At 68.3% G+C, this 20,429-nt stretch carries 21 protein-coding genes and 1 pseudogene; 14 read left to right on the top strand and 8 right to left on the bottom strand.

Annotated features, from left to right (window positions below; translation table 11 throughout):
• The first annotated feature begins 2 nt into the window (after positions 1-2).
• From nrdR to ACE3PU_RS05145, 8 genes are all read left to right on the top strand, one after another.
• A complete protein-coding gene (gene nrdR, locus ACE3PU_RS05180; RefSeq protein ID WP_374387373.1) occupies positions 3-473 on the top strand; it encodes a transcriptional regulator NrdR in 471 nt (156 codons plus the stop codon).
• Positions 473-1,099, top strand: coding sequence for a RibD family protein (locus ACE3PU_RS05175; RefSeq protein WP_374387371.1), 627 nt, complete (start codon positions 473-475; stop codon positions 1,097-1,099). Before nrdR ends, ACE3PU_RS05175 begins: the two co-directional genes overlap by 1 nt.
• A gap of 85 nt (positions 1,100-1,184) precedes the next feature.
• Positions 1,185-1,775 (top strand): riboflavin synthase, encoded by a 591-nt coding sequence (locus ACE3PU_RS05170; RefSeq protein WP_374387369.1) that lies wholly within the window; start codon positions 1,185-1,187, stop codon positions 1,773-1,775.
• Positions 1,772-2,911, top strand: a complete 1,140-nt coding sequence (gene ribB / locus ACE3PU_RS05165) for a 3,4-dihydroxy-2-butanone-4-phosphate synthase (protein WP_374387367.1) — start codon at positions 1,772-1,774, stop codon at positions 2,909-2,911. The genes ACE3PU_RS05170 and ribB overlap by 4 nt, the downstream gene beginning before the upstream one ends.
• On the top strand, positions 2,908-3,369 hold the full coding sequence (ribH, locus tag ACE3PU_RS05160; protein ID WP_374387365.1) for a 6,7-dimethyl-8-ribityllumazine synthase: 462 nt from the start codon (positions 2,908-2,910) through the stop codon (positions 3,367-3,369). Before ribB ends, ribH begins: the two co-directional genes overlap by 4 nt.
• On the top strand, positions 3,366-3,890 hold the full coding sequence (gene nusB / locus ACE3PU_RS05155) for a transcription antitermination factor NusB (protein ID WP_374387363.1): 525 nt from the start codon (positions 3,366-3,368) through the stop codon (positions 3,888-3,890). The genes ribH and nusB overlap by 4 nt, the downstream gene beginning before the upstream one ends.
• Complete coding sequence (gene thiL, locus ACE3PU_RS05150) at positions 3,890-4,879, top strand: thiamine-phosphate kinase (RefSeq protein WP_374387361.1); 990 nt, start codon at positions 3,890-3,892, stop codon at positions 4,877-4,879. Before nusB ends, thiL begins: the two co-directional genes overlap by 1 nt.
• A gap of 41 nt (positions 4,880-4,920) precedes the next feature.
• Entirely contained in the window at positions 4,921-5,346 is a 426-nt protein-coding gene (locus tag ACE3PU_RS05145; protein ID WP_374387359.1) for a hypothetical protein, read from the top strand.
• A 5-nt stretch (positions 5,347-5,351) separates the two neighbouring features.
• Here the strand turns inward: ACE3PU_RS05145 and ACE3PU_RS05140 are convergent, their stop codons facing one another.
• Positions 5,352-6,173 (bottom strand): class I SAM-dependent methyltransferase, encoded by an 822-nt coding sequence (locus tag ACE3PU_RS05140; RefSeq protein WP_374387357.1) that lies wholly within the window; start codon positions 6,171-6,173, stop codon positions 5,352-5,354.
• A gap of 137 nt (positions 6,174-6,310) precedes the next feature.
• Between ACE3PU_RS05140 and hemB the strand changes: the two genes are divergently transcribed.
• Together hemB and ACE3PU_RS05130 are read left to right on the top strand one after the other, a co-directional pair.
• Positions 6,311-7,312 (top strand): porphobilinogen synthase, encoded by a 1,002-nt coding sequence (gene hemB, locus ACE3PU_RS05135; RefSeq protein ID WP_374387355.1) that lies wholly within the window; start codon positions 6,311-6,313, stop codon positions 7,310-7,312.
• A gap of 3 nt (positions 7,313-7,315) precedes the next feature.
• Positions 7,316-7,801: an N-acetyltransferase family protein gene (locus ACE3PU_RS05130; RefSeq protein ID WP_374387353.1), complete on the top strand. Its 486-nt coding sequence runs from the start codon at positions 7,316-7,318 to the stop codon at positions 7,799-7,801.
• Here ACE3PU_RS05130 and ACE3PU_RS05125 read toward each other — a convergent pair.
• Positions 7,798-8,658: an NAD(P)-dependent oxidoreductase gene (locus ACE3PU_RS05125; RefSeq protein WP_374387351.1), complete on the bottom strand. Its 861-nt coding sequence runs from the start codon at positions 8,656-8,658 to the stop codon at positions 7,798-7,800. The genes ACE3PU_RS05130 and ACE3PU_RS05125 overlap by 4 nt on opposite strands.
• Positions 8,659-8,773: 115 nt before the next feature.
• On the opposite strand from ACE3PU_RS05125, the gene ACE3PU_RS05120 reads away from it, so the two are divergent.
• Together ACE3PU_RS05120 and ACE3PU_RS05115 are read left to right on the top strand one after the other, a co-directional pair.
• Complete coding sequence (locus ACE3PU_RS05120; protein ID WP_374387349.1) at positions 8,774-9,673, top strand: flagellar motor protein MotB; 900 nt, start codon at positions 8,774-8,776, stop codon at positions 9,671-9,673.
• A gap of 114 nt (positions 9,674-9,787) precedes the next feature.
• Positions 9,788-10,602: pseudogene (locus ACE3PU_RS05115) on the top strand (arginyltransferase); the annotation flags it as partial.
• On the opposite strand, the gene parC reads toward ACE3PU_RS05115, so the two are convergent.
• The gene (parC, locus tag ACE3PU_RS05110) at positions 10,541-12,742 is read right to left on the bottom strand and encodes a DNA topoisomerase IV subunit A (RefSeq protein ID WP_374387347.1); all 2,202 of its coding nucleotides are present in this window, start codon (positions 12,740-12,742) and stop codon (positions 10,541-10,543) included. The pseudogene ACE3PU_RS05115 and the gene parC overlap by 62 nt on opposite strands.
• A gap of 211 nt (positions 12,743-12,953) precedes the next feature.
• On the opposite strand from parC, the gene ACE3PU_RS05105 reads away from it, so the two are divergent.
• A complete protein-coding gene (locus ACE3PU_RS05105; RefSeq protein ID WP_374387345.1) occupies positions 12,954-14,681 on the top strand; it encodes a cytochrome c biogenesis protein DipZ in 1,728 nt (575 codons plus the stop codon).
• A gap of 57 nt (positions 14,682-14,738) precedes the next feature.
• Here ACE3PU_RS05105 and clpX read toward each other — a convergent pair whose 3' ends face one another.
• Complete coding sequence (gene clpX, locus ACE3PU_RS05100; RefSeq protein ID WP_374387343.1) at positions 14,739-16,007, bottom strand: ATP-dependent Clp protease ATP-binding subunit ClpX; 1,269 nt, start codon at positions 16,005-16,007, stop codon at positions 14,739-14,741.
• Between the two features lie 192 nt (positions 16,008-16,199).
• Between clpX and ACE3PU_RS05095 the strand changes: the two genes are divergently transcribed.
• Positions 16,200-16,850 (top strand): HAD-IB family hydrolase, encoded by a 651-nt coding sequence (locus tag ACE3PU_RS05095; protein ID WP_374387341.1) that lies wholly within the window; start codon positions 16,200-16,202, stop codon positions 16,848-16,850.
• A gap of 54 nt (positions 16,851-16,904) precedes the next feature.
• On the opposite strand, the gene ACE3PU_RS05090 is transcribed toward ACE3PU_RS05095, so the two are convergent.
• The 4 genes from ACE3PU_RS05090 to ACE3PU_RS05075 all read right to left on the bottom strand — a co-directional run bounded on the left by ACE3PU_RS05090 (position 16,905) and on the right by ACE3PU_RS05075 (position 20,410).
• Positions 16,905-17,546: an ATP-dependent Clp protease proteolytic subunit gene (locus ACE3PU_RS05090; protein ID WP_374387339.1), complete on the bottom strand. Its 642-nt coding sequence runs from the start codon at positions 17,544-17,546 to the stop codon at positions 16,905-16,907.
• A gap of 159 nt (positions 17,547-17,705) precedes the next feature.
• Entirely contained in the window at positions 17,706-19,049 is a 1,344-nt protein-coding gene (tig, locus tag ACE3PU_RS05085) for a trigger factor (RefSeq protein WP_374387337.1), read from the bottom strand.
• 159 nt (positions 19,050-19,208) lie between these two features.
• On the bottom strand, positions 19,209-19,940 hold the full coding sequence (gene recO, locus ACE3PU_RS05080; RefSeq protein WP_374387335.1) for a DNA repair protein RecO: 732 nt from the start codon (positions 19,938-19,940) through the stop codon (positions 19,209-19,211).
• Complete coding sequence (locus ACE3PU_RS05075) at positions 19,940-20,410, bottom strand: nuclear transport factor 2 family protein (RefSeq protein WP_374387332.1); 471 nt, start codon at positions 20,408-20,410, stop codon at positions 19,940-19,942. Before ACE3PU_RS05075 ends, recO begins: the two co-directional genes overlap by 1 nt.
• Positions 20,411-20,429 lie beyond the last annotated feature (19 nt).

Genomic DNA, 20,429 nt, shown 5'->3' with positions numbered 1-20,429 from the left:
TGATGAAGTGCCCTTTTTGCGGTCATCAGGACACCCAGGTTAAGGACAGCCGGCCGTCGGACGACGGTTCGGCCATCCGTCGCCGCCGGTCCTGCCCGAACTGCAACGGGCGCTTCACCACCTTCGAGCGGGTGCAGCTGCGCGAACTGGTCATCCTGAAGCGCAACGGCCGCCGCACCCCCTTCGACCGCGACAAGCTGGAGCGGTCGCTGGGCGTGGCCCTGCGCAAGCGCCCGGTCCAGGCCGAACAGATCGAGCAGATGGTCAACCGCATCGTCCGCCAGCTGGAAAGCCTGGGCGAGACGGAAATCCAGTCCAGCACGGTCGGCGACTTCATCATGAAGGCGCTGAAGGGCGTGGATGAGGTGGCCTATGTCCGCTACGCCTCGGTCTACAAGGACTTCCGCCACACCGGCGACTTCGCCAAATTCCTCGGCGACGAAGGCTTCGACGAGCCGTCCGGCAAGGTCTGATGCGCCCGCGCGTCACCCTGAAGCTGGCGACGTCGCTCGACGGTCGCATCGCCACGGCGTCGGGCGAGAGCCAGTGGATCACCGGCGAGGCCGCGCGGCTTGAGGGCCATCGCCTGCGCGCCGCCCATGACGCCATCCTGGTCGGCGTCGAGACCGTGCTTCACGACGACCCCGAACTGACCGCCCGCCTCCCCGGCCGCACGGTGGACCAGCCGTTGCGCGTCGTGCTGGACAGCCGCCTGCGGACCCCCGCGAAGGCGAAGGTGGCGTCCGCCAACACCCTGATCCTGACAGCCGCCGACCCTCGCCCCGTCGGGGGCGCCCAGGTGCGCCGCATCGAAGCGGCAGAGGGCCGACCCACGGTTCCGGCGGTGCTGGACGCCTTGGCGAAAGCCGGCGTCGCCTCGATCCTGATCGAAGGCGGCGGCCAGGTCGCCGCATCCTTCCTCAGGGCCGGCGTGGTCGACCGCCTGGAATGGTTCCGCGCCCCGATCCTTCTGGGTGCCGAAGGCCGCCCCTGCGTCGCCGCCCTGGCGCTTGCAAAGCTGGCCGACGCCCCCAAGTTCCGGCGCCTGGGCGCCGCGCCCGCCGGAGACGATATGTGGGAACGTTACGACCGAATCTGACGCCGAACGCGCCCTCGGCCGGTCGATTTCAGACATTTCACACCATTCACACCCTGTTTTTCGCGTCCGAAGGGGACCGAGCGTAATGTTCACCGGCATCGTCACCGACATCGGCCGCGTCCGCGATGTGCGCGCCACCGACCGCGACCGCCGCTATGAGGTCGAAACCGCATGGGACACCGCCTCCATCGACCTGGGCGCCTCCATCAGCCATGCGGGCTGCTGCCTGACGGTCGTAGAGAAGGGCCCCGGCTGGTTCGCCGTCGAGGTTTCCAACGAGACCCTGTCCCGGACCACGCTTGGCGCATGGCAGGCCGGCGACGGCGTCAATCTGGAACGCGCCGCGAAGCTGGGGGACGAGATGGGCGGCCATGTCGTCTCCGGGCACGTCGACGGCCTGGGCCGCGTCGTTTCGATCACCCCCCAGGGCGGATCGCATCGGATCGACGTGGAGGCGCCCGCCCCTCTGCACCGCTACATCGCCGCCAAGGGCTCGATCACCGTGGACGGCGTGTCGCTGACGGTGAACAGCGTCGAGGGACGCGTATTCTCCCTGAACATCATCCCCCACACCTGGGACTCCACCACCCTCGGCCGCCTGAAGGTCGGAGATTCGGTCAATCTCGAGATCGACATGCTGGCGCGATACCTCGCGCGGTGGCAGGAGACGGCATGATGCAGCTTGCGGCCAGCAATATGAACGACAGCCCGATCAGCCCCATCGAGGACATCCTGGAGGACGCCCGCAACGGCCGCCCCTACATCCTGGTGGACGCCGAGGATCGCGAGAACGAGGGGGACGTGATCATCCCCGCCCAGTTCGCCACGCCGGACCAGATCAACTTCATGGCCAAGCACGCGCGCGGCCTGATCTGTCTGGCCATGACGGCTGAACGCGCCCGCCAGCTGCGACTGCCGCCGATGGCCGCCGAGAACCGCGAGAGCATGAGCACCGCCTTCACCGTCTCGATCGAGGCGAAGGAAGGCGTCACGACCGGCATCTCGGCCGCCGACCGCGCGCGCACGGTGCAGGTCGCGTCCGACCCCAGCCGGGGCGTCGACGACATCGTCTCGCCCGGTCACGTCTTCCCGCTGGTCGCGCGCGACGGCGGCGTGCTGGTCCGCACCGGCCACACCGAGGCGGCCGTGGACATCAGCCGCATGGCCGGCCTGACGCCCGCCGGGGTGATCTGCGAGATCATGAACGACGACGGCACCATGGCGCGGATGCCCGACCTGGTCGCCTTCGCCCAGTTGCACGGACTGAAGATCGGCACCATCGCCGACCTGATCGCCTACCGCCGGCGAACCGAACGTTTCGTCGAGCGGATCATGGATACGCCCTTCGACAGCGTCCACGGCGGCCCGTTCCGCCTGATGCTCTACAAGAACACCATCGAAGGCGCCGAACACGTCGCCCTGGTCCACGGGCGGATCGAACCGGGCAAGCCGACGCTGGTGCGCATGCACCAGGTGGATTTCGCCTGCGACCTGCTGGGCCATGTCGAGCAGCGGCAGGACTATGTGCCCAAGGCCCTGAGACAGATCACCGACCATGACGGACCGGGCGTGGTCGTCTTCCTGCGCGACCCGACGCTGCATTCGCTGGCCGAGCGCCTGGCGGGGGCGGACAAGCCGGCGGCCCTGGATCGCTCGCTGAAGGCTTACGGCGTCGGCGCGCAGATCCTGCTGGATCTCGGCGTGCGCGACATGATCGTGATGAGCTCGACGCGGCCTGAGCCGACGGCGCTGGAGGGCTATGGCCTGCGCATCGTCGGCTGGCGCGACATGGACGGAGAAGACAAGAAGTGAAAGACGCCCCGCGCATCCTGATCGTCGAGGCGCGCTTCTACGACGAACTGGCCGACGCCCTGCTCGAGGGCGCCAAGGAGACCCTGAAGGCGCACGGCGCCGACTTCGACGTGGTCACGGTCCCGGGCGCCCTGGAAGTCCCCACGGCCATCGCCCTGGCCGACGAGGCCGGGCGCTATCCGACCGCCCCGCGTTACGACGGCTATGTCGCCCTCGGCTGCATAATCCGCGGCGAGACCTATCATTTCGAGATCGTCTCGGATCAGTCCGCCGCCGGCATCACGCAGTTGGGCGTCAGGGGCCTGGCCATCGGCAACGGCATCCTGACGACCGAGGACGAGGACCAGGCCTGGGCCCGCGCCCGGCTGTCCGAAGGCGACAAGGGCGGCGGCGCGGCGAAAGCCTGCCTCGACCTCATTGCATTGCGTCGTCGGTTGCGCTTAGGCCTCGGCGCATGACCGAACCGAACAGCCTGAAATCCGTCCTCGAACAGTTGGCCGAGGCAGAGCGGCAACGCGCCGAACCTCAGCTCACCTCCAGGCAGCGTCGCGCCCGCACCGTGGCGCGCCTGGCCGCCGTCCAGGCCCTCTACCAGATGGAGCTGGCCGGCGAGGGCGTGGAGACGGTGATTTCCGAGTTCTCGAACCACCGCTTCGACGCCGACATCGAAGGCGAGGCCCTGGCCGAGGCGGACGAGACCTACTTCGCCGAGATCGTGCGCGGCGTCGTGACCGAGCAGCGCGAGTTGGACGCCGCCGTAAAGGCGCGGCTGGCGTCGAACTGGCGGCTTGAGCGGCTGGACGCCACCCTGCGCGCCCTGCTGCGCTCGGGCGCCTGGGAACTGCTGAAGCAGCCGGAAACCCCGCGTGAGGTGGTGATCGACGAATACGTGGAACTGGCCAAGGCCTTCTTCGACGACGCCGAGGCCCGGTTCGTCAACGCCGCCCTGGATGGTGTCGCCCGCGACGCCCGCGCCTGATGCCCGCCCTCGACGTCGCGGGCGAGTTCGAGACGATCGACAAGCTCCTGGCGCCGCTGGCCCATCCCGAATGGGCGCGGGGCCTTCGTGACGACGTGGCCGCCCTGCCCGCCCGGGCCGGCTTCGACCTGGTTCTGACCAAGGACGCCATCGTCGAGGGCGTCCACTTCCTGCCCGACGACCCGCTGGACACCGTGGCCCGCAAGCTGTTGCGGGTGAACCTGTCGGATCTGGCCGCGAAGGGGGCCGACCCCTTCGGCTACCTGCTGGCCTGCCAGTGGTCCGAGCGTTGCGGCTGGCCGGAACGGGAAGCCTTCGCCGCCGGCCTGGCCGCCGACCAGGCGACCTTCGGCGTTCACCTGCTGGGCGGCGACACCGTGACCACCCCTGGCCCTGCCTCCTTCTCCCTTACGGCCCTGGGCTGGACGCCCACGGGCCGGACTGTGCCGCGCTCCGGCGCCCGTCCCGGCGACCGGGTCTTCGTCACCGGCCATATCGGCGACGGGAGACTGGGGCTGAGGGCCGCGCGCGGCGAGCTGTCATTGGGTCAGGAGCGCCTGGACGCGCTGATCGCCCACTATCGCACGCCCGTTCCGCGCCTGGACTTCGCGGAGGTCGTGCGGGACTACGCCACCGCCTCCGTCGACGTCTCCGACGGCCTGGCGGCGGACCTGACCCACATCGCGCGCGCCAGCCGCGTCCAGGTGGGGCTGAACCTGAACGTCCTGCCCCTGTCGGCCGCCGCCCAGGCCTGGTTCGCCGAACGCGTCGATCCGCAGCTGTCGCTGGAGGAGCTGGCGGCCGGGGGCGACGACTATGAGATTGCCTTCACCGCCGACCCTCGCCATGAGGACCTGTTGCGCCGCGAGGCCGAGCGACGCCTGGTGCGCCTGACCCTGATCGGCGAGGTGTCGACCGGCCAGGGTCTGGCCGTCACCTACGATGGCCGCCCCGTCGCCCTCGCACGGGGGGGCTGGACCCACGGCTGAGCGGAAAGGGAATCCTAACCGCGCCGTGACACAGGGTTCTCATGAACCGCCGCGCCCTCATCGCCGCCGGAGGCCTGGCCCTGGCCGCCGCCCCCGCTCAAGCCTCCGCGCCCAAGGCCCAGTCGGCCGAGGCGCCAACCCTCGGCATCGCCGGGGTCGGCCTGCCGGTGATCGAAGGCGGCCGCCTGCGCAACTACGTCTTCGTCTCGCTGCGGCTCCACCTGGGCGCCGGCAAGACCGTCGAACAGATGCGGCCCAAGGAGGCCTTCTTCCGCGACGCCCTGGTCAAGGCGGCCCACCGCACCCCCTTCACGGTGCCCGGCGACTGGACACGGCTGGACGCGCGCGCCCTGTCGAACGCGCTCGTCGCGGCGGCGAACGGCATTTCAGGGCGCGGATCCGTGACCCGCGTCGAGATCATCGCCCAGAACCCGCGCCGCCGCTCGGGCATGCCGACGGCGCGCTGAGGCCGTCAGCCCGGCTTGCGGAAGCGATAGACGAACTGGTCCGTGCGCCCGCGGATGCCCGCGTCGAAGACGTTCAGGCTGTGGTCGTCGGCGGGGTTGGCGACGGCGCGACTTTCACCCTCGAACACGAACCCGGCCGCCTCGACCTCGCGCCGCAGATAGTCCCCCTCGATGCGGTGAAGCGTCGATACGGCCGAGATTCCCGTGCCCGGCGCGGCCTCATGGTCGATGACGACGTAGCGCCCGCCTGGCTTCAGGGCCGCGAACACCGCCGCGTTCATGCGCGCCACGTCGGTCTCGAATCCGGGGATGTGGAAGTCGTGGTACTCCTGGCTCATGAAGACCAGGTCCAGCGGTTCTTGGAAGGTCATGGCGTCGAGCGCCCCGTTGACCCGGCTGACGTTTGAATAGGTCTGGGCCAGGGCGTCGCCGCCGGCGTTCTCGCGGGCGGCGGTGCGGTTCGGGATGAAGGCGTAGACGTGGCCGTTTGGACCGGCGACCGAAGAGAACAGCCGGGTGAAATAGCCGGCGCCCGGCCGGATGTCGGCGATCTTGTCGCCCGGCGCGACTTCGGCGAAGGCCAGGATGTCCAGCGGGTGGCGCAAGGCGTCGCGCGCCGTCTCTTCGGCCGGGCGCCGCGCATCGGCGACCGCATCCTGGTACAGGGCGGCGAAGCTGGCCGCGGGGGCCGCGACGGGCTCGGCGGTCCACGACGCGGCCGGGGTGACGACGGTCCGTTCGCCGCCTTCGGAATCGATGATGATGCACCCCGAGAGCAGCGCGCCGAGCGCCACTGCCGACGCCGCCGCCGCAAACCGCCTGATCATATCGTCTCTCCTCGCTCGCGCGTTCAGCGCGCCCTGTCCTATATCCGCAGATTGTCGAGGTAACGATCCGACGCAAGACGCGATTTGCGCGAAAGTCCGCCGGGCGTTAGTCCGACGCGTCCGGTTCCGAGGTTCCCATGCTTGCCTATCCGCCCGCCCCCTTCCCGCTTGCCCGGCCTCGCCGTCTGCGGTCCAGCCCCTGGGTGCGTCGGCTGGTGGCCGAGACGACCCTGACGCCATCCGACCTGATCTGGCCGCTGATCGTCCATGACGGCGCCGAGGACCGCCAGCCGGTCGCCTCCATGCCTGGCGTCTTCCGCCTGTCGCCAAAGGCCGCCGCCGCGGCGGCCGTGGAGGCGCGCGACCTGGGCATCCCCGCCGTCGCCCTGTTCCCCAACGTCGACGGCGCGATCAAGGACGGGGTCGGAACCGGCGCCACCGATCCGGACGGCCTGATCCCCGACTGCATCCGCGCCATCAAGGACGCCGCGCCGGAGATCGGCGTCATGACCGACGTGGCGCTGGACTGCTACACCGACCACGGCCACGACGGCGTGCTGGAGGACGGTCGGGTTCTGAACGACGCGACGGTGGAGCGGCTGGCCGAACAGGCCTTCATCCACGCCCACGCCGGCGCCGACATCGTCGCGCCGTCGGACATGATGGACGGCCGGATCCAGGCCGTCCGCGAGGCGCTGGAGGCCAATGGCTTCCAGGACACGCTGATCCTGGCCTATGCGGCCAAATACGCCTCGTGCTTCTACGGCCCCTATCGCGACGCCGTCGGCTCGGCGCGCTCGCTGACGGGCGACAAGAAGACCTATCAGATGGACTACGCCAACTCCGACGAAGCCCTGAAGGAGGTCGCCATGGATCTGGCGGAAGGCGCCGACGCCGTCATGGTCAAGCCCGGCATGCCGTACCTGGATATCGTCCAGCGGGTGTCAGAGACCTTCCGCGTGCCCACCTTCGCCTATCAGGTGTCCGGGGAGTACGCGATGATGCAGGCCTCGATCGCCAACGGCTGGCTGGACGAGGACCGCGCCATCCTCGAGACGCTGCACGGCTTCAAGCGCGCGGGCTGCGCGGGCGTGCTGAGCTATTTCGCCCCCAAGGCGGCGCGACTGCTCGGCGCCTGATCCATGAAAGTCCGGCCGCTGACCGACGCGGACTGGCCGGGCCTGTGGCCGATCATCGAAGCCGTCACGCGTGAAGGCGAGACCTACACCTATCCGCTCGACATGACCGAGGCGGCCGCGCGCGCCATGTGGACGCCCGCCCCGCCTGGCGGAACCCTGGTCGCGGTGGAGGATGGCGGCATCCTCGGCGCCGCCAAGATCGTCCCGAACCAGCAGGGCAACGGCGCGCACGTCGCCAACGGCAGCTTCATGGTCAGTTCGAAGGCGCGCGGACGCGGCGTCGCTCGTCGGCTGGGTCAAGCCGCGCTGGACTTCGCCCGCGCCGCCGGTTTCCGATCCATGCAGTTCAACGCCGTGGTCGAGACCAACGCCCACGCCGTCGCCCTGTGGCGCTCGCTGGGCTTCGAGATCGTCGGCACGGTCCCCGAGACGTTCGACCATCCGAGGCACGGCCTCGTCGGCCTGCACGTGATGTATCGGCGGCTTTAGCGCGGGGATTGAAGCCGCGCCGCCAGGCTGGAGGTGTCCCAGCGATTGCCGCCCATGGCCTGCACCTCGGCGTAGAACTGGTCGACCAGCGCCGTCAGCGACAGCCGCGCGCCGTTCGCCCGCGCCTCGTCCAGCACCAGGCCCAGATCCTTGCGCATCCAGTCGACGGCGAAGCCGAACTCGAACTGCCCCTTGGCCGCCGTCTTCCAGCGGTTGTCCATCTGCCAGCTCTGGGCGGCGCCCTTGGACACGGCGTCGTAGACGGCGTCGGTGTCCAGTCCCGCGGCCTGGGCGAAATGCACCGCCTCGGCCAGTCCCTGGACCACGCCCGCGATGGCGATCTGGTTGACCATTTTGGTCAGCTGGCCCGCGCCGGACGGCCCCATGTGCTTTATCGCCTTGGAATAGGCCCTCAGCGCCGGTTCCGCTCGCGCCAGGGCGGCGGCGTCGCCGCCCGCCATGACGCTGAGCTGGCCGTTCTCGGCGCCCGCCTGGCCTCCAGAGACCGGGGCGTCGATGAAGAACCGCCCTTGTCCCTGCGCCAGTTCGGCCATCTCCCGCGCGACCTTGGCCGATGTCGTGGTGTGGTCGACAACGACAGCCCCCGGGGCGAGATGCGGCAGGGCTTCGGTCGTCACGGCGCGCACGTCGTCGTCGTTACCGACACACAGGACGAACAGTTCGGAGCCGTCCGCCGCCTCCGTGACCGTCGCCGCGAAACGCCCGCCGGTCGACTGAGCCCAGGCCTGCACCTTGCCCGGCGAGCGGTTGAAGCCCGCGACCTCGTGCCCGGCGTTCACCAGGTGTCGCGCCATCGGCGCGCCCATCACGCCCAGGCCGGCGAATGCGATCTTCATGGCGGTGCTCCTATGCTCGCCGTCGCACTAGGACCCCTGTCCGGCGGGGGCAAGGGAAAGGACGCCTTAACCTTATCTGGCGCACAATCGGGCACAGACTCCAGGGGTTGCGTCCATGGCCGTGAGCGATCGCCCGATCCTCATCAAGAAGGTGAAGAAGAGCGGGGGCCACGGCCACCACGGCGGCGCGTGGAAGGTCGCCTATGCGGACTTCGTCACCGCGATGATGGCCTTCTTCCTCCTGATGTGGCTGATCAACACGACCGACCCGGAACAGAAGAAGGGCATCGCCGAATATTTCGCCCCCGCCAGCGTGTCGGAGACCACCTCCGGCTCGGGCGGCATTCTGGGCGGCACGGCGCTGGGTGACGACGGTCCCAAGAGCTCCGGCTCCATGGCGGTGATCGAACAGCTGGCGCCCGAGGCTCCGCCTAACGCTGCCGAGACCGGTCCCAGCTCCAATCTGTCCTCGGCCAGCGACGCCGCGCTGGAGGCCGAAATGCGCCGGCGCGAGGCCGAAGAGTTCGCCAGCGCGGCCGAATCCCTGCGTCAGGCCATGCAGTCGATGCCGGAACTGGCCGAACTCTCCAAGCAGCTGATCGTGGACCAGACGCCCGAGGGACTGCGCATCCAGTTGGTCGACCAGGAAGGCCGGTCGATGTTCGACAACAACTCGGCGCGCCCCAATGCACGCGCCCAGGTGCTGCTGCGCGCGGTCGCCAGGGTCATCAACCAGCTGCCGAACCGCATCTCGATCACCGGCCACACCAGCGCCACGGCCGGCTCCGGCCGCGCCAGCGCCGCCGGCGACTGGACCCTGTCGTCCGAGCGCGCCAACGCCTCGCGTCTGGTGCTGCAGGGCGCGGGCGTGGATGCAGACCGGGTCTATTCCGTCGCGGGCAAGGCGGGCTCGGATCCGCTCTACCCTGACGATCCCAGCCTGGCCGGGAATCGCCGCATCGCCATCGTGCTGCTGCGCGAGGCGCCGGTGCTGCCGATGGACACCTCGCTGTGATGGCGGCCGGCTGTGGCGCCCCTGCGCTTGCGGCCGGATGGTTAATGCCGCCAAATCGCGCCATGCGCGTTGCACCGTCGCAATATTGGCAAGATTGGATGCGGACCTGAAACCGTGACGCAGCACGTACCGACACGGCAGCTTCGGTTCTTCATGACCTCGGTGGCCCCGTGCCCCTATCTGCCGGGCCGGACCGAGCGCAAGGTCTTCGCCAACCTGCCCTTCTCGGACGGCGCCCACGTCAATGACGAACTGACGATCGCCGGCTTCCGCCGCAGCCAGAACATCGCCTATCGCCCGGCGTGCGAGGCCTGCGACGCCTGTCTGTCGGTTCGCCTGCCCGTGCCCGACTTCGTGTTCAGCCGCTCGCAGCGCAAGGTCCTGAGCCGCAACGGCGACCTGTCCTGCAGCCTGGTCGAGGCCGAAGCCACGACCGAGCAGTTCCAGCTGCTGCGCCGCTATCTGACCGCGCGTCACCCCCAGGGCGGCATGAGCGACATGGGCTGGCTCGACTATGTCGCCATGGTCGAGGACACGGCCGTGCGCACCCATCTCATCGAGTACCGCCTGCCCTCGCAGGACGGCGGCCCCGGCGACCTGGTGGCCGTCACCCTGACCGACCTGCTGCGCGACGGCCTGTCCATGGTCTACAGCTTCTATGACCCGACCATGGTCCGCCGCAGCCTCGGACGGTTCGCCATTCTCGACCACGTCCGGCAGGCGGCCCTGGTCGGCCTGCCCTTCGTCTACCTGGGCTACTGGGTCCAGGGCTCCGAGAAGATGGACTACAAGGCCGACTTCCGCCCGATGGAGGTTCTGCGTCCGCTTGGCTGGACGCGGCTGGAGGATTAGGCGGCCGCCGGCCGCCTATCGGAACTTCCTCATCCCCCGCGGCCCCTGACGCCCCGCGCCCGCGCGCTTGCCCAGCCAGTCCTTCCAGTCGGGCCAGTTGCGACGGCGGCCGCCGCCGTCCGCCCACTCCGGCCCGGCCTCGGCGTTGAACACGGTCACGTCCGCCAGGCCGCCCTGTTTGAAGGATTGCAGCTTCACGCCCTTGCCGCGCCCCATCTCGGGCAGTTCGGCCAGCGGGAAGATCAGCGTCTTGATGTTCTCGCCGATGGTCGCGACGTGGTCGCCGCCGATCCGCAGCATGGCCAGCATGTCGCCGTTCAGCACCTGCTTGCCGCCCCGCTTCTGGGCCAGGGTGTCGTCTTCGGGCGCGATGAAGCCATAGCCCGCCTTCGACGCGATCAGCAGCTTGCCGCCCGGCTGGTGCGCCAGCACGTTGATGATCTCGGCCTTCTCGTCCAGGTCGATCATCAGGCGCAGCGGCTCGCCGTGGCCGCGCCCAGACGCCAGCTTGTCCGCGCCGATGGTGAAGATGCGTCCGTCGGACGCGCCGACCAGCAGCTTGTCCGTCGTATAGGCGGGCACGAGGAAGGCCAGTTGGTCGCCTTCCTTGAACTTCAGTTCCGACGGATCCTCCACCTTGCCCTTGGCGGCGCGGATCCAGCCGCGTTCCGACAGGATGACGGTGATGGCCTCGCGCGGGATGAAGGCTTCCGGCGCCACGAAGGCCGAGCTGTCGACGGCCTCGGCGATCGTGGTTCGGCGCGGCGAGACCAGCGCCTTGCGCACCGCCTCAAGTTCCTTGGAGATCGCCTTCCACTGCTTGCCTTCCGATGAGGTCAGCGCCTTCAGGCCGGCCAGTTCCTCCGAGAGTTCGTTGAACTCCTTCTCGATCGTCATCTCCTCCAGACGCGCCAGCTGGCGCAGCCGGGTGTCGAGGATGAAGTCGGCCTGGACTTCGGTCAGGCCGAAACGCGCGATCAGCACCGCCTTGGGCTGTTCCTCCTCGCGAACGATGCGGATCACCTCGTCCAGGTTCAGGAAGACGATGCGCAGGCCTTCCAGCAGATGAAGCCGCTTCTCGACCCTTTCGATCCGCCATTGCGAGCGGCGGTTCAGCACCTCGCGGCGGTGATCCAGGAACGCACGCAGGCAGTCCTTCAGCCCCATGACGCGCGGCGTGCCACTGGCGTCCAGCACGTTCATGTTGATCGGAAAGCGGACTTCCAGATCCGAGAGTTTGAACAGGCTCTCCATCAGCATCTCGGGCTCGATGGTGCGGTTCTTGGGCTCCAGGATCAGGCGGATGTCGTCGGCCGACTCATCGCGCACATCGCCCAGCAGCGGCGCCTTCTTTTGCTCGATCAGGTCCGCCAGCGCCTCGATCAGGCGCGACTTCTGCACCTGATAGGGCATCTCGGTGACCACGATCCGCCAGACGCCGCGTCCCAGGTCCTCGGTTTCCCAGCGCGCCCGCAGGCGCACGCCGCCCCGGCCGGTTTCGTAGGCGTCCAGGATCGCCGCATGCCCTTCGACCGCCACGCCGCCGGTCGGGAAGTCTGGGCCAGGCACGATCTGCGCCAGGTCTTCGGTCGTCGCCTCGGGCCGCTCCAGCAGCAGTTGGCAGGCGTCGATCAGTTCGCCCACATTGTGCGGCGGGATGGAGGTCGCCATGCCCACGGCGATGCCGGAAGAACCGTTGGCCAGCAGGTTGGGGAAGCCGGCCGGCAGGACGACCGGCTCCTCGTCCTGGTCGTCGTAGGTGGCGCGGAAGTCGACGGCGTTCTGGTCGATGCCCTCCAGCAGCAGGACGGCGGCAGGCGTCAGCTTGCACTCGGTGTAGCGCATGGCCGCGGCGCTATCGCCGTCGATGTTGCCGAAGTTCCCCTGCCCATCGACCAGCGGATAACGCTGGGCGAAATCCTGCGCCAGGCGCACCAGGGCCTCGTAGATCGAGGCGTCGCCGTGCGGGTGATAGCCGCCCATCACCTCGCCCACGACCTTGGCGCACTTGCGCGCCGCCGCCTGCGGGTTCAGCCGCATCTGGTGCATGGCGTACAGGATGCGCCGGTGCACGGGCTTGAAGCCGTCGCGCACGTCCGGCAGGGCGCGATTTGTGATAGTCGACAGGGCGTAGGCCAGATAGCGGCGGCTGAGCGCCGTCTCCATCGGCTCGTCGATGATGCGGCCGCCTTCCGGCGGCGGAGCGTGGATCGTCATGGGCCAGCGAATCAGGGAACGGGAACCGGAAGTCTAGCCCGAAGTGACCTCTAAGTCGGGGATAGTCCCCGCGACGCAAACCGAAGATGCAGCCAGCAAGAGCGCCGACGGCTTCCGACAATCGTGCGCGGCGAACCGACCATATCGCGCGCAAGGGTAACCCAAACCCGTCGCCCGTCGTATCTAGGGACATAGTCGAGGACGCGAAGCGATGATCCTGTTCCTGCTTTCCTATCTGGCCGGCGTCCTGACGATCGTCAGCCCATGCATCCTGCCGGTGCTTCCGTTCGTCTTTGCGCGCGCCGAACGCCCCTTCATCCGCAACGGCTTTCCGCTGCTGGTCGGCATGGCGGTGACCTTTGCGGGCGTGGCGACCCTGGCGGCGCTGGGCGGCGGATGGGCGGTGCGGGCCAACGAGGCCGGACGGTGGATCGCCCTGGCCGTCATGGCGGTGCTGGGCCTCAGCCTGCTGCTGCCCGCCGTGGGAGACCGGCTGATGCGGCCGTTCGTGGCCCTGGGCTCCTGGCTGACCGAACGCGCGGAAAAGCGGTCGCGCGACGAGGGCGACGTGCGGGCCTCCCTTCTGCTGGGCGTCGCCACGGGCCTGCTGTGGGCGCCGTGCGCTGGACCGATCCTGGGCCTGATCCTGACCGGCGCGGCGCTGCAGGGGGCGGGCGTGGGCACGACCGTGCTGCTTCTGGCCTATGCTGCGGGGGCCGCGACCTCGCTGGCGCTGGCCCTGCTGGTCGGCGGGCGGGTGTTCCGGGCCATGAAGGGCGCGCTCGGAGCCGGCGAATGGATCCGGCGCGGCCTGGGGGCCCTGGTGCTGGTCGGGGTGGTCGCAATCGCCCTGGGCCTCGACACCGGCCTGCTGACCCGCGTCTCGGCGGGCAGCACGGCCCGGATCGAACAGGCGCTGCTGAGCCGGATCGGCGCGGGCGTGCCGACCAACGCCGCGCCCGCCGACCTCGCCAACCTGCCGGTCGAGGGGGTCATGCCTCCGCTTACGGGCGCGACGACCTGGCTGAACACCCCGCCCCTCACGACCGAGCAGTTGCGCGGCAAGGTGGTGGTGGTCGACTTCTGGACCTACTCCTGCATCAACTGCCTGCGCTCCATCCCCTACGTCAAAGCCTGGGCCGAGAAGTACAAGGACCAGGGCCTGGTCGTGATCGGCGTGCACACGCCGGAGTTCGCCTTCGAGAAGTCCGAGGCGAATGTCCGCCAGAACGTCCGGCGCCTCGGGCTGACCTATCCCGTCGCCATGGACAACGATTTCGCCGTCTGGCGAGCGTTCCGGAACCAGTACTGGCCCGCCCACTATTTCGTCGACGCCCAGGGCCGCATCCGCCATCACCATTTCGGCGAAGGCGACTACGAAGGCTCCGAACGGGTCATCCAGCAGTTGCTGAAGGAGGCGGGCGTGCAGGTCGACGGACGCACGGTCCAGGTCGACGCCAGGGGCGCCGAAGTCGCCGCCGACTTCGCCCAGGTGGATTCGCCCGAGACCTATGTCGGCTATGCGCGGGCCGAGAACTTCCGCTCGCCCGGCGGCCTGGCCCGCGACACGATCAAGACCTACGCAGCCGCGCCCCTGCAGTTGAACGGCTGGAGCCTGTCCGGTCGCTGGCGGGTGACGCGCGAACACGCCGACCTGCAGGATGCGGGCGGCAAGGTCGCCTTCCGCTTCAAGGCGCGCGACCTGCACCTGGTGATGGGCTCCGGCAGGGCCGGAACCACGCCCCGCTTCCGGGTGCGGATCGACGGCCAGGCGCCGGGCGCCGACGCCGGCATGGACATCGACGCACAGGGCATGGGCCGGGTCGACGGCGAGCGCCTGTATCAGTTGGTGCGTCAGGCCGGCCCGGTGCGCGAACGCACGTTCGAGATCGAATTCCTCGACCCCGGCGCCCAGGTCTTCGCCTTCACCTTCGGCTAAAGGAAAAGGGCGCGGTCGAAACGACCGCGCCCTGAAACCCTCGCGTTCGGCGGCCGGTCAGGCGGCGCCGTCGGCCTTCTTCTTGGACGCTTCCGAATAGATCAGCAGCGGCTGGGCCTTGCCGTCGATCACCTCGGCGTTGACCACCACCTCCTCGACGCCTTCGAAGGTCGGCAGTTCAAACATGGTCTCCAGCAGGATGCCTTCCAGGATGGAACGCAGACCCCGCGCGCCGGTCTTGCGCGTGATGGCCTTCTTGGCGACGGCGGTCAGCGCGTCGTCGGTGAAGGTCAGTTCGACATTCTCCATCTCGAACAGGCGCTTGTACTGCTTGACCAGGGCGTTCTTGGGCTCGGTCAGGATGGTGACCAGCGCCGCCTCGTCCAGATCTTCCAGCGTCGCCAGCACGGGCAGGCGGCCGATGAATTCGGGGATCAGGCCGAACCGCATCAGGTCATCCGGCTCGACGTTCTTCAGGATCTCGCCGGTGCGGCGCTCGTCGATCTCCTTGACCTTGGCGCCGAAGCCGATCGAGGCCCCCTCGCCGCGCGCCGAGATAACCTTCTCCAAACCGGCGAAGGCGCCGCCGACGATGAACAGGATGTTGGCGGTGTCGACCTGCAGGAACTCCTGCTGCGGGTGCTTGCGGCCGCCCTGCGGAGGCACGGAGGCGACGGTGCCTTCCATGATCTTCAGCAGCGCCTGTTGCACGCCCTCGCCCGAGACGTCGCGGGTGATCGACGGGTTGTCGGACTTGCGCGAAATCTTGTCGATCTCGTCGATGTAGACGATGCCGCGCTGGGCCCGCTCGACGTTGTAGTCCGACGCCTGCAGCAGCTTCAGGATGATGTTCTCGACGTCCTCGCCCACGTAACCGGCTTCGGTCAGGGTGGTGGCGTCGGCCATGGTGAAGGGCACGTCGATGATCCGCGCCAGCGTCTGGGCCAGCAGCGTCTTGCCCGAGCCGGTCGGCCCGATCAGCATGATGTTGGACTTGGCCAGCTCGACGTCGTTGTTCTTCGTCGCGTGGTTCAGGCGCTTGTAGTGGTTGTGAACCGCGACCGAGAGCACCTTCTTGGCGTGCGACTGGCCGATGACGTAATCGTCCAGGACGTCGCGGATTTCCTTCGGCGAAGGAACGCCATCGGTCGTCTTCTTGAAGCCGATCTTGTGCTCTTCACGGATGATGTCCATGCACAGTTCGACGCATTCATCACAGATGAACACCGTCGGGCCGGCGATGAGCTTGCGCACTTCATGCTGGCTCTTGCCGCAGAAGGAACAGTACAGGGTGCTCTTGGCGTCGGTGCCGGCTGCTTTGGTCATAGACCCTTCTCACTCTCGCGGTCCGCCCCGACATGAGGCGAAACGCGCTTCCCTCGCGTTGATTCGACGATCATGAACGCGAAGGTTTTCAAAAAATGACAATCACCCATCCCTCGTTCCACCACAACCCCGTTGAAGACGTGGGATTGAGACGGCGCGGGGATGTTTCAGTTTCAATGTGGATCACGGCGAATGTCTGACATGGGTAGTCTGCAGGATTTTCGCCAGTCCGGCCCGCCCGAGGGGCGACCGATCGTCGCGTTCGATTTCGACGGCACCCTGACGATTCGCGACAGCTTCACCGAATTCCTGCGCTGGCGGGCCGGCTCCGGCGGCTGGGCGCTGGGTCTTGTGCGCATGGCCCCGGCGGTGGCGGCCTATGCGCGCGATCGCGACCGGGGGCGGATCAAGGCGGCGTCGGTGAAGGAATTCCTTCTGGGCGTTGATCGTGCGACGCTGGAGGCGGACGCCGAACGGTTCGCCGACAGGGTCTGGACCCGTTTCATGCGGCCCGACGCGCTGGAGGTCTGGAACGACTGGGGCGACCGCGGCGCGCATCGCGTCATCGTGACCGCCTCGCCCGAGACGACCGTCGCCCCGTTCGCCCGACGGCTGGGCGCCGAAAGCCTGCTGGGAACGCATCTGGCGTTCGATTCGCAGGACCGCGTGACGGGCGCCTTCGCCACGGCCAACTGCCGGGGCGAGGAAAAGGTGCGCCGTCTTCACGCCGCCTACGGACCCGGGCTCCGCCTGGCCGCCGCGTACGGCGACACTTCCGGGGACACGGAAATGCTGGCCATCGCCGACCAGCCCGGTTTCCGCGTCTTCACGCGCCGCCCCTGAACGGCAAGAAGGCCCGGCGACGATCGCCGGGCCTCCCGCTTCTGCTCTCGCTGATCAGACGGTCTTGACGCCGTCCGCATCGGCCTGGTCGCGCTTGTCGTAGACGTGATCGACGATGCCCCAGGCCTTGGCTTCCTCGGCGCTCATGAAATGGTCGCGGTCCAGGGTGTTCTCGACCTCTTCCAGCGTGCGCCCGGTGTGGTGGACGTAGATCTCGTTCAGCCGACGCTTGGTGTAGCGGATGTCCTCGGCATGGCGCTCGATGTCCGAGGCCTGACCGCGGAAGCCGCCCGAGGGCTGGTGCACCATGACCCGGGCGTTCGGCAGGGCGATCCGCTGGCCGGCCTCCCCGGCCGTCAGGATCAGCGAGCCGGCCGAGGCGGCCATGCCCATCACCACGGTCGAGACCGGGCTCTTGATGTATTGCATGGTGTCATAGATCGCGAGCGCCGAGGTCACCTGACCGCCGGGGCTGTTGATGTACATGCTGATTTCCTTCTTCGGGTTTTCCGATTCCAGGAACAGCAGCTGGGCGCAGATCAGCGAGGCCATGCCGTCCTCGAAGGGCCCGGTCAGGAAGATGATCCGCTCGCGCAGCAGTCGCGAGAAAATGTCGAACGACCGTTCGCCCCGGCTGGATTGCTCCACGACCATGGGAACGAGGTTGGATTGCAGATAGTCGATGGGATCGCGCATTCGGGCCTTCTCGAGATGCCTAAGGGCGGACACGACTCGAAAGCCACGTCTCGTTGTCTTCCATATCGCGTTCCCGCGAACGCCCCGCAAGGCCGACGGCGTAATGAAAAAGGCGGCCGTCGCAGCGACCGCCTTTCATCGTCTCTGGGAGAAAGGCGCTTACGCCTCGTCTTCTTCCTTGAGCAGCTCTTCCTTGCTGATCGGCTTGTCGGTGACCTCGGCGACGCCGACGATCAGGTCGACCACCTTTTCCTCATAGATCGGCGCGCGCATCTGGGCGGCGGCGTTCGGGTTCTGGCGATAGAAGTTCAGCACCGCCTGCTCCTGGCCCGGATAGTTGCGGGCTTCCTGCAGGATGGCGGCGTTCAGCTCCTGGTCGGTGACCTGGACGTTGTTGGCGCGACCGATCTCGGCCAGCACCAGACCCAGGCGCACGCGGCGCTCGGCGATCTTGCGGTATTCGGTCTTCAGCTCGTCGTCGGACTTCTTGGCGTCCTCTTCCGGCAGGCGGCCGGCGGCCTTGTCGGCCTCGACCTGCTGCCAGATGCCGTCGAACTCGGCCTCGACCATCTTGGGCGGCAGCGGGAAGTCATGCGCTTCGTCCAGCTGGTCCAGCAGGGCGCGCTTCAGCTTGAAGCGGGCGGCGCCGGCGTACTGCTGGTTCAGGTTCTGGCTCAGCAGTTCCTTCAGCTTGTCCAGCGACTCCAGGCCGATGCGCTTGGCGAACTCGTCGTCCACCTTGGATTCGGCCTCGGCCTTGATGGCCTTCACCTTGATGTCGAAGGTGGCCTTCTTCCCGGCCAGATGGGCGGCCTGATAGTTCTCGGGAAAGGTGACCTCGATGGTCTTTTCTTCACCGACCTTGGCGCCCGTCAGCTGCTCTTCGAATCCGGGGATGAAGCGGCCCGAGCCGATCACCAGGTCCGCGTCCTCGGCGGCGCCGCCTTCGAAGGGCTCGCCGTCCAGCTTGCCCAGGAAGTCGATCGTCAGCTGGTCGCCCTCGGCGGCCTTGACGGTCTTGCCCTTCTTGTCCTCGTAGGTCTTGGCCTGACCGGCCAGTTCCGTCAGCGCCTCGTCCAGATCGGCGTCGGACGCCTCATAGGTCGGGCGCTCCAGCTTCAGGGTCTTGGGATCGACCGGGGTGAAGTCCGGCATGATCTCCAGGGACATCTCATAGGCCAGGTCTTCCTCGCCCTTGATGACCTTGTCCATGTCGCTGGTCAGCTTCATCTCGGCCGGGGCGGCCGGACGGACCTTGGCCTCGTCCAGGGCCTTCTGGCTGGATTCGTTCAGCTCGGCGTTGATGATCTCGCCCATGAAGTCGCGGCCGAAGGTCTTCTTGACGTGCGCGACCGGCACCTTGCCCGGACGGAAGCCCTTCAGCTTCACCTGCGGCGCGACTTCCTTGACGCGGGCGTCGAGCTTCTCGTTCAGCTCCGCGACGGGAATGGTGACCGCGATCACGCGGCTGAGGCCTTCGTTCGACTTTTCGACGACTTGCATGGTCGGGATTCTGACGCTCTGGGGCGCTTGGCCTGGAGGACGGCCGGCGCGGAATGGATAAAGCAAGAAGGCCGCCCCTTGCGGAGCGGCGCCTCGAAGCCCGCCCTTATGTCGAGAAGGGCGTCAAAGGTCAACGTGGGCCCGCGCCGCGCGGCCGGATTACAGACGTCCGGCCTCGGACAGGCGGTCCAGCATCCACACCCGCGCGGGCGGCAGGGGCCGGTTCTGGGGGTGGAAGACGAACTGTTCCAGGAAATGGCCGGTCAGGTCGAAACCGGCCCGCACGTCGCCGTCGACCAGTCCGGCCTGGGCGCCCAGAAGAAACGGCGGCAGGGCCAGCATCTTGTCGGCGTAGGGCGCGCCGGCCTCGCGGCTGACGGCGCGGCCCGTGCGGGGACTGACGTAGATCAGGTCGTCGCTAGAGCCGGTGGCCGCGCACTTCGACAGGTCCAGTCCGAAACCGAGATCGTCCAGCAGCCCCATTTCGAACCGTACGAAGATGGCGGGCCAGACCTCCGGCAGGGCGAAGGCGGACATCAGCGCCTCGAACGCCAGGAAGACGCCGGGGTGCGCCTCCCGCTCCGGCAAGGCGCCCTGCGCCACCGCGGCGGCGCCCGCCAGCCCGACAAGCGCCAGGGGATCGTCGAACAGGGCGCTGGGCCCCTCCCCCATCGGCTCCAGACGGGCCGAGCCGAGGTGGTCCGCCGTCCGGGCGCGGTAGTCGGCCACGACGCGCGCCCCGGCCTGCAGGAAGGGCCGCATCTTTCGCGACGCGCCGCCGGCGACATAGGCCGAACGCCGCCCATGCCCCTCGGTCAGCAGATCGACAACCGCCCCGGTGTCGCCGTGCGCGCGCGCCGACAGGACGAAGGCCTCCTCGTGAAAATCCATCAGCGGGCGGGTTCGGCCTGGATCAGATCGACAACGGCCCGCGCCTTGTCGTTCGGTATGGGCATGGACAGGACATACTGCTCGATCTTCCAGCCATCGGCCGTCAGCCGCAGCACGCCCGACCCGCGCGTCAGCCCATAGGCGTCATTGTCCAGCAGTTCGTCGAACCAGACGACACAGCGACAGTCGCCGGGCGCTAGGGTCGCGACCCGGTCGTGCGGCCGATAGGTCCATCCCTGGCCGCGCGAGAAATGCGGCTGGGCGTAGGCCTTGAACGCATCCAGGGTCCATCGCTCTGTCGCGTCGGTGCCGATGAAGCGCGCGTCGGGCGTGAACAGCGCGAAATACGCCGGCCCGTCCGCCCGCGCCGCGGCGGCGTGCATGCGGTCGATCACCGCCTCCGCTTCCGATACGGGATCGAGGGCCGGCTGCGTCGAGGCCAGCGCGAGGGCGAGAAGGGCGGCGATCATGCCGCCGTTCTAGTCCTGT

Source organism: Brevundimonas sp. (assembly GCF_041911375.1).
Lineage (GTDB): Bacteria > Pseudomonadota > Alphaproteobacteria > Caulobacterales > Caulobacteraceae > Brevundimonas.
This window is presented reverse-complemented; position numbering and strand designations above follow the sequence as displayed.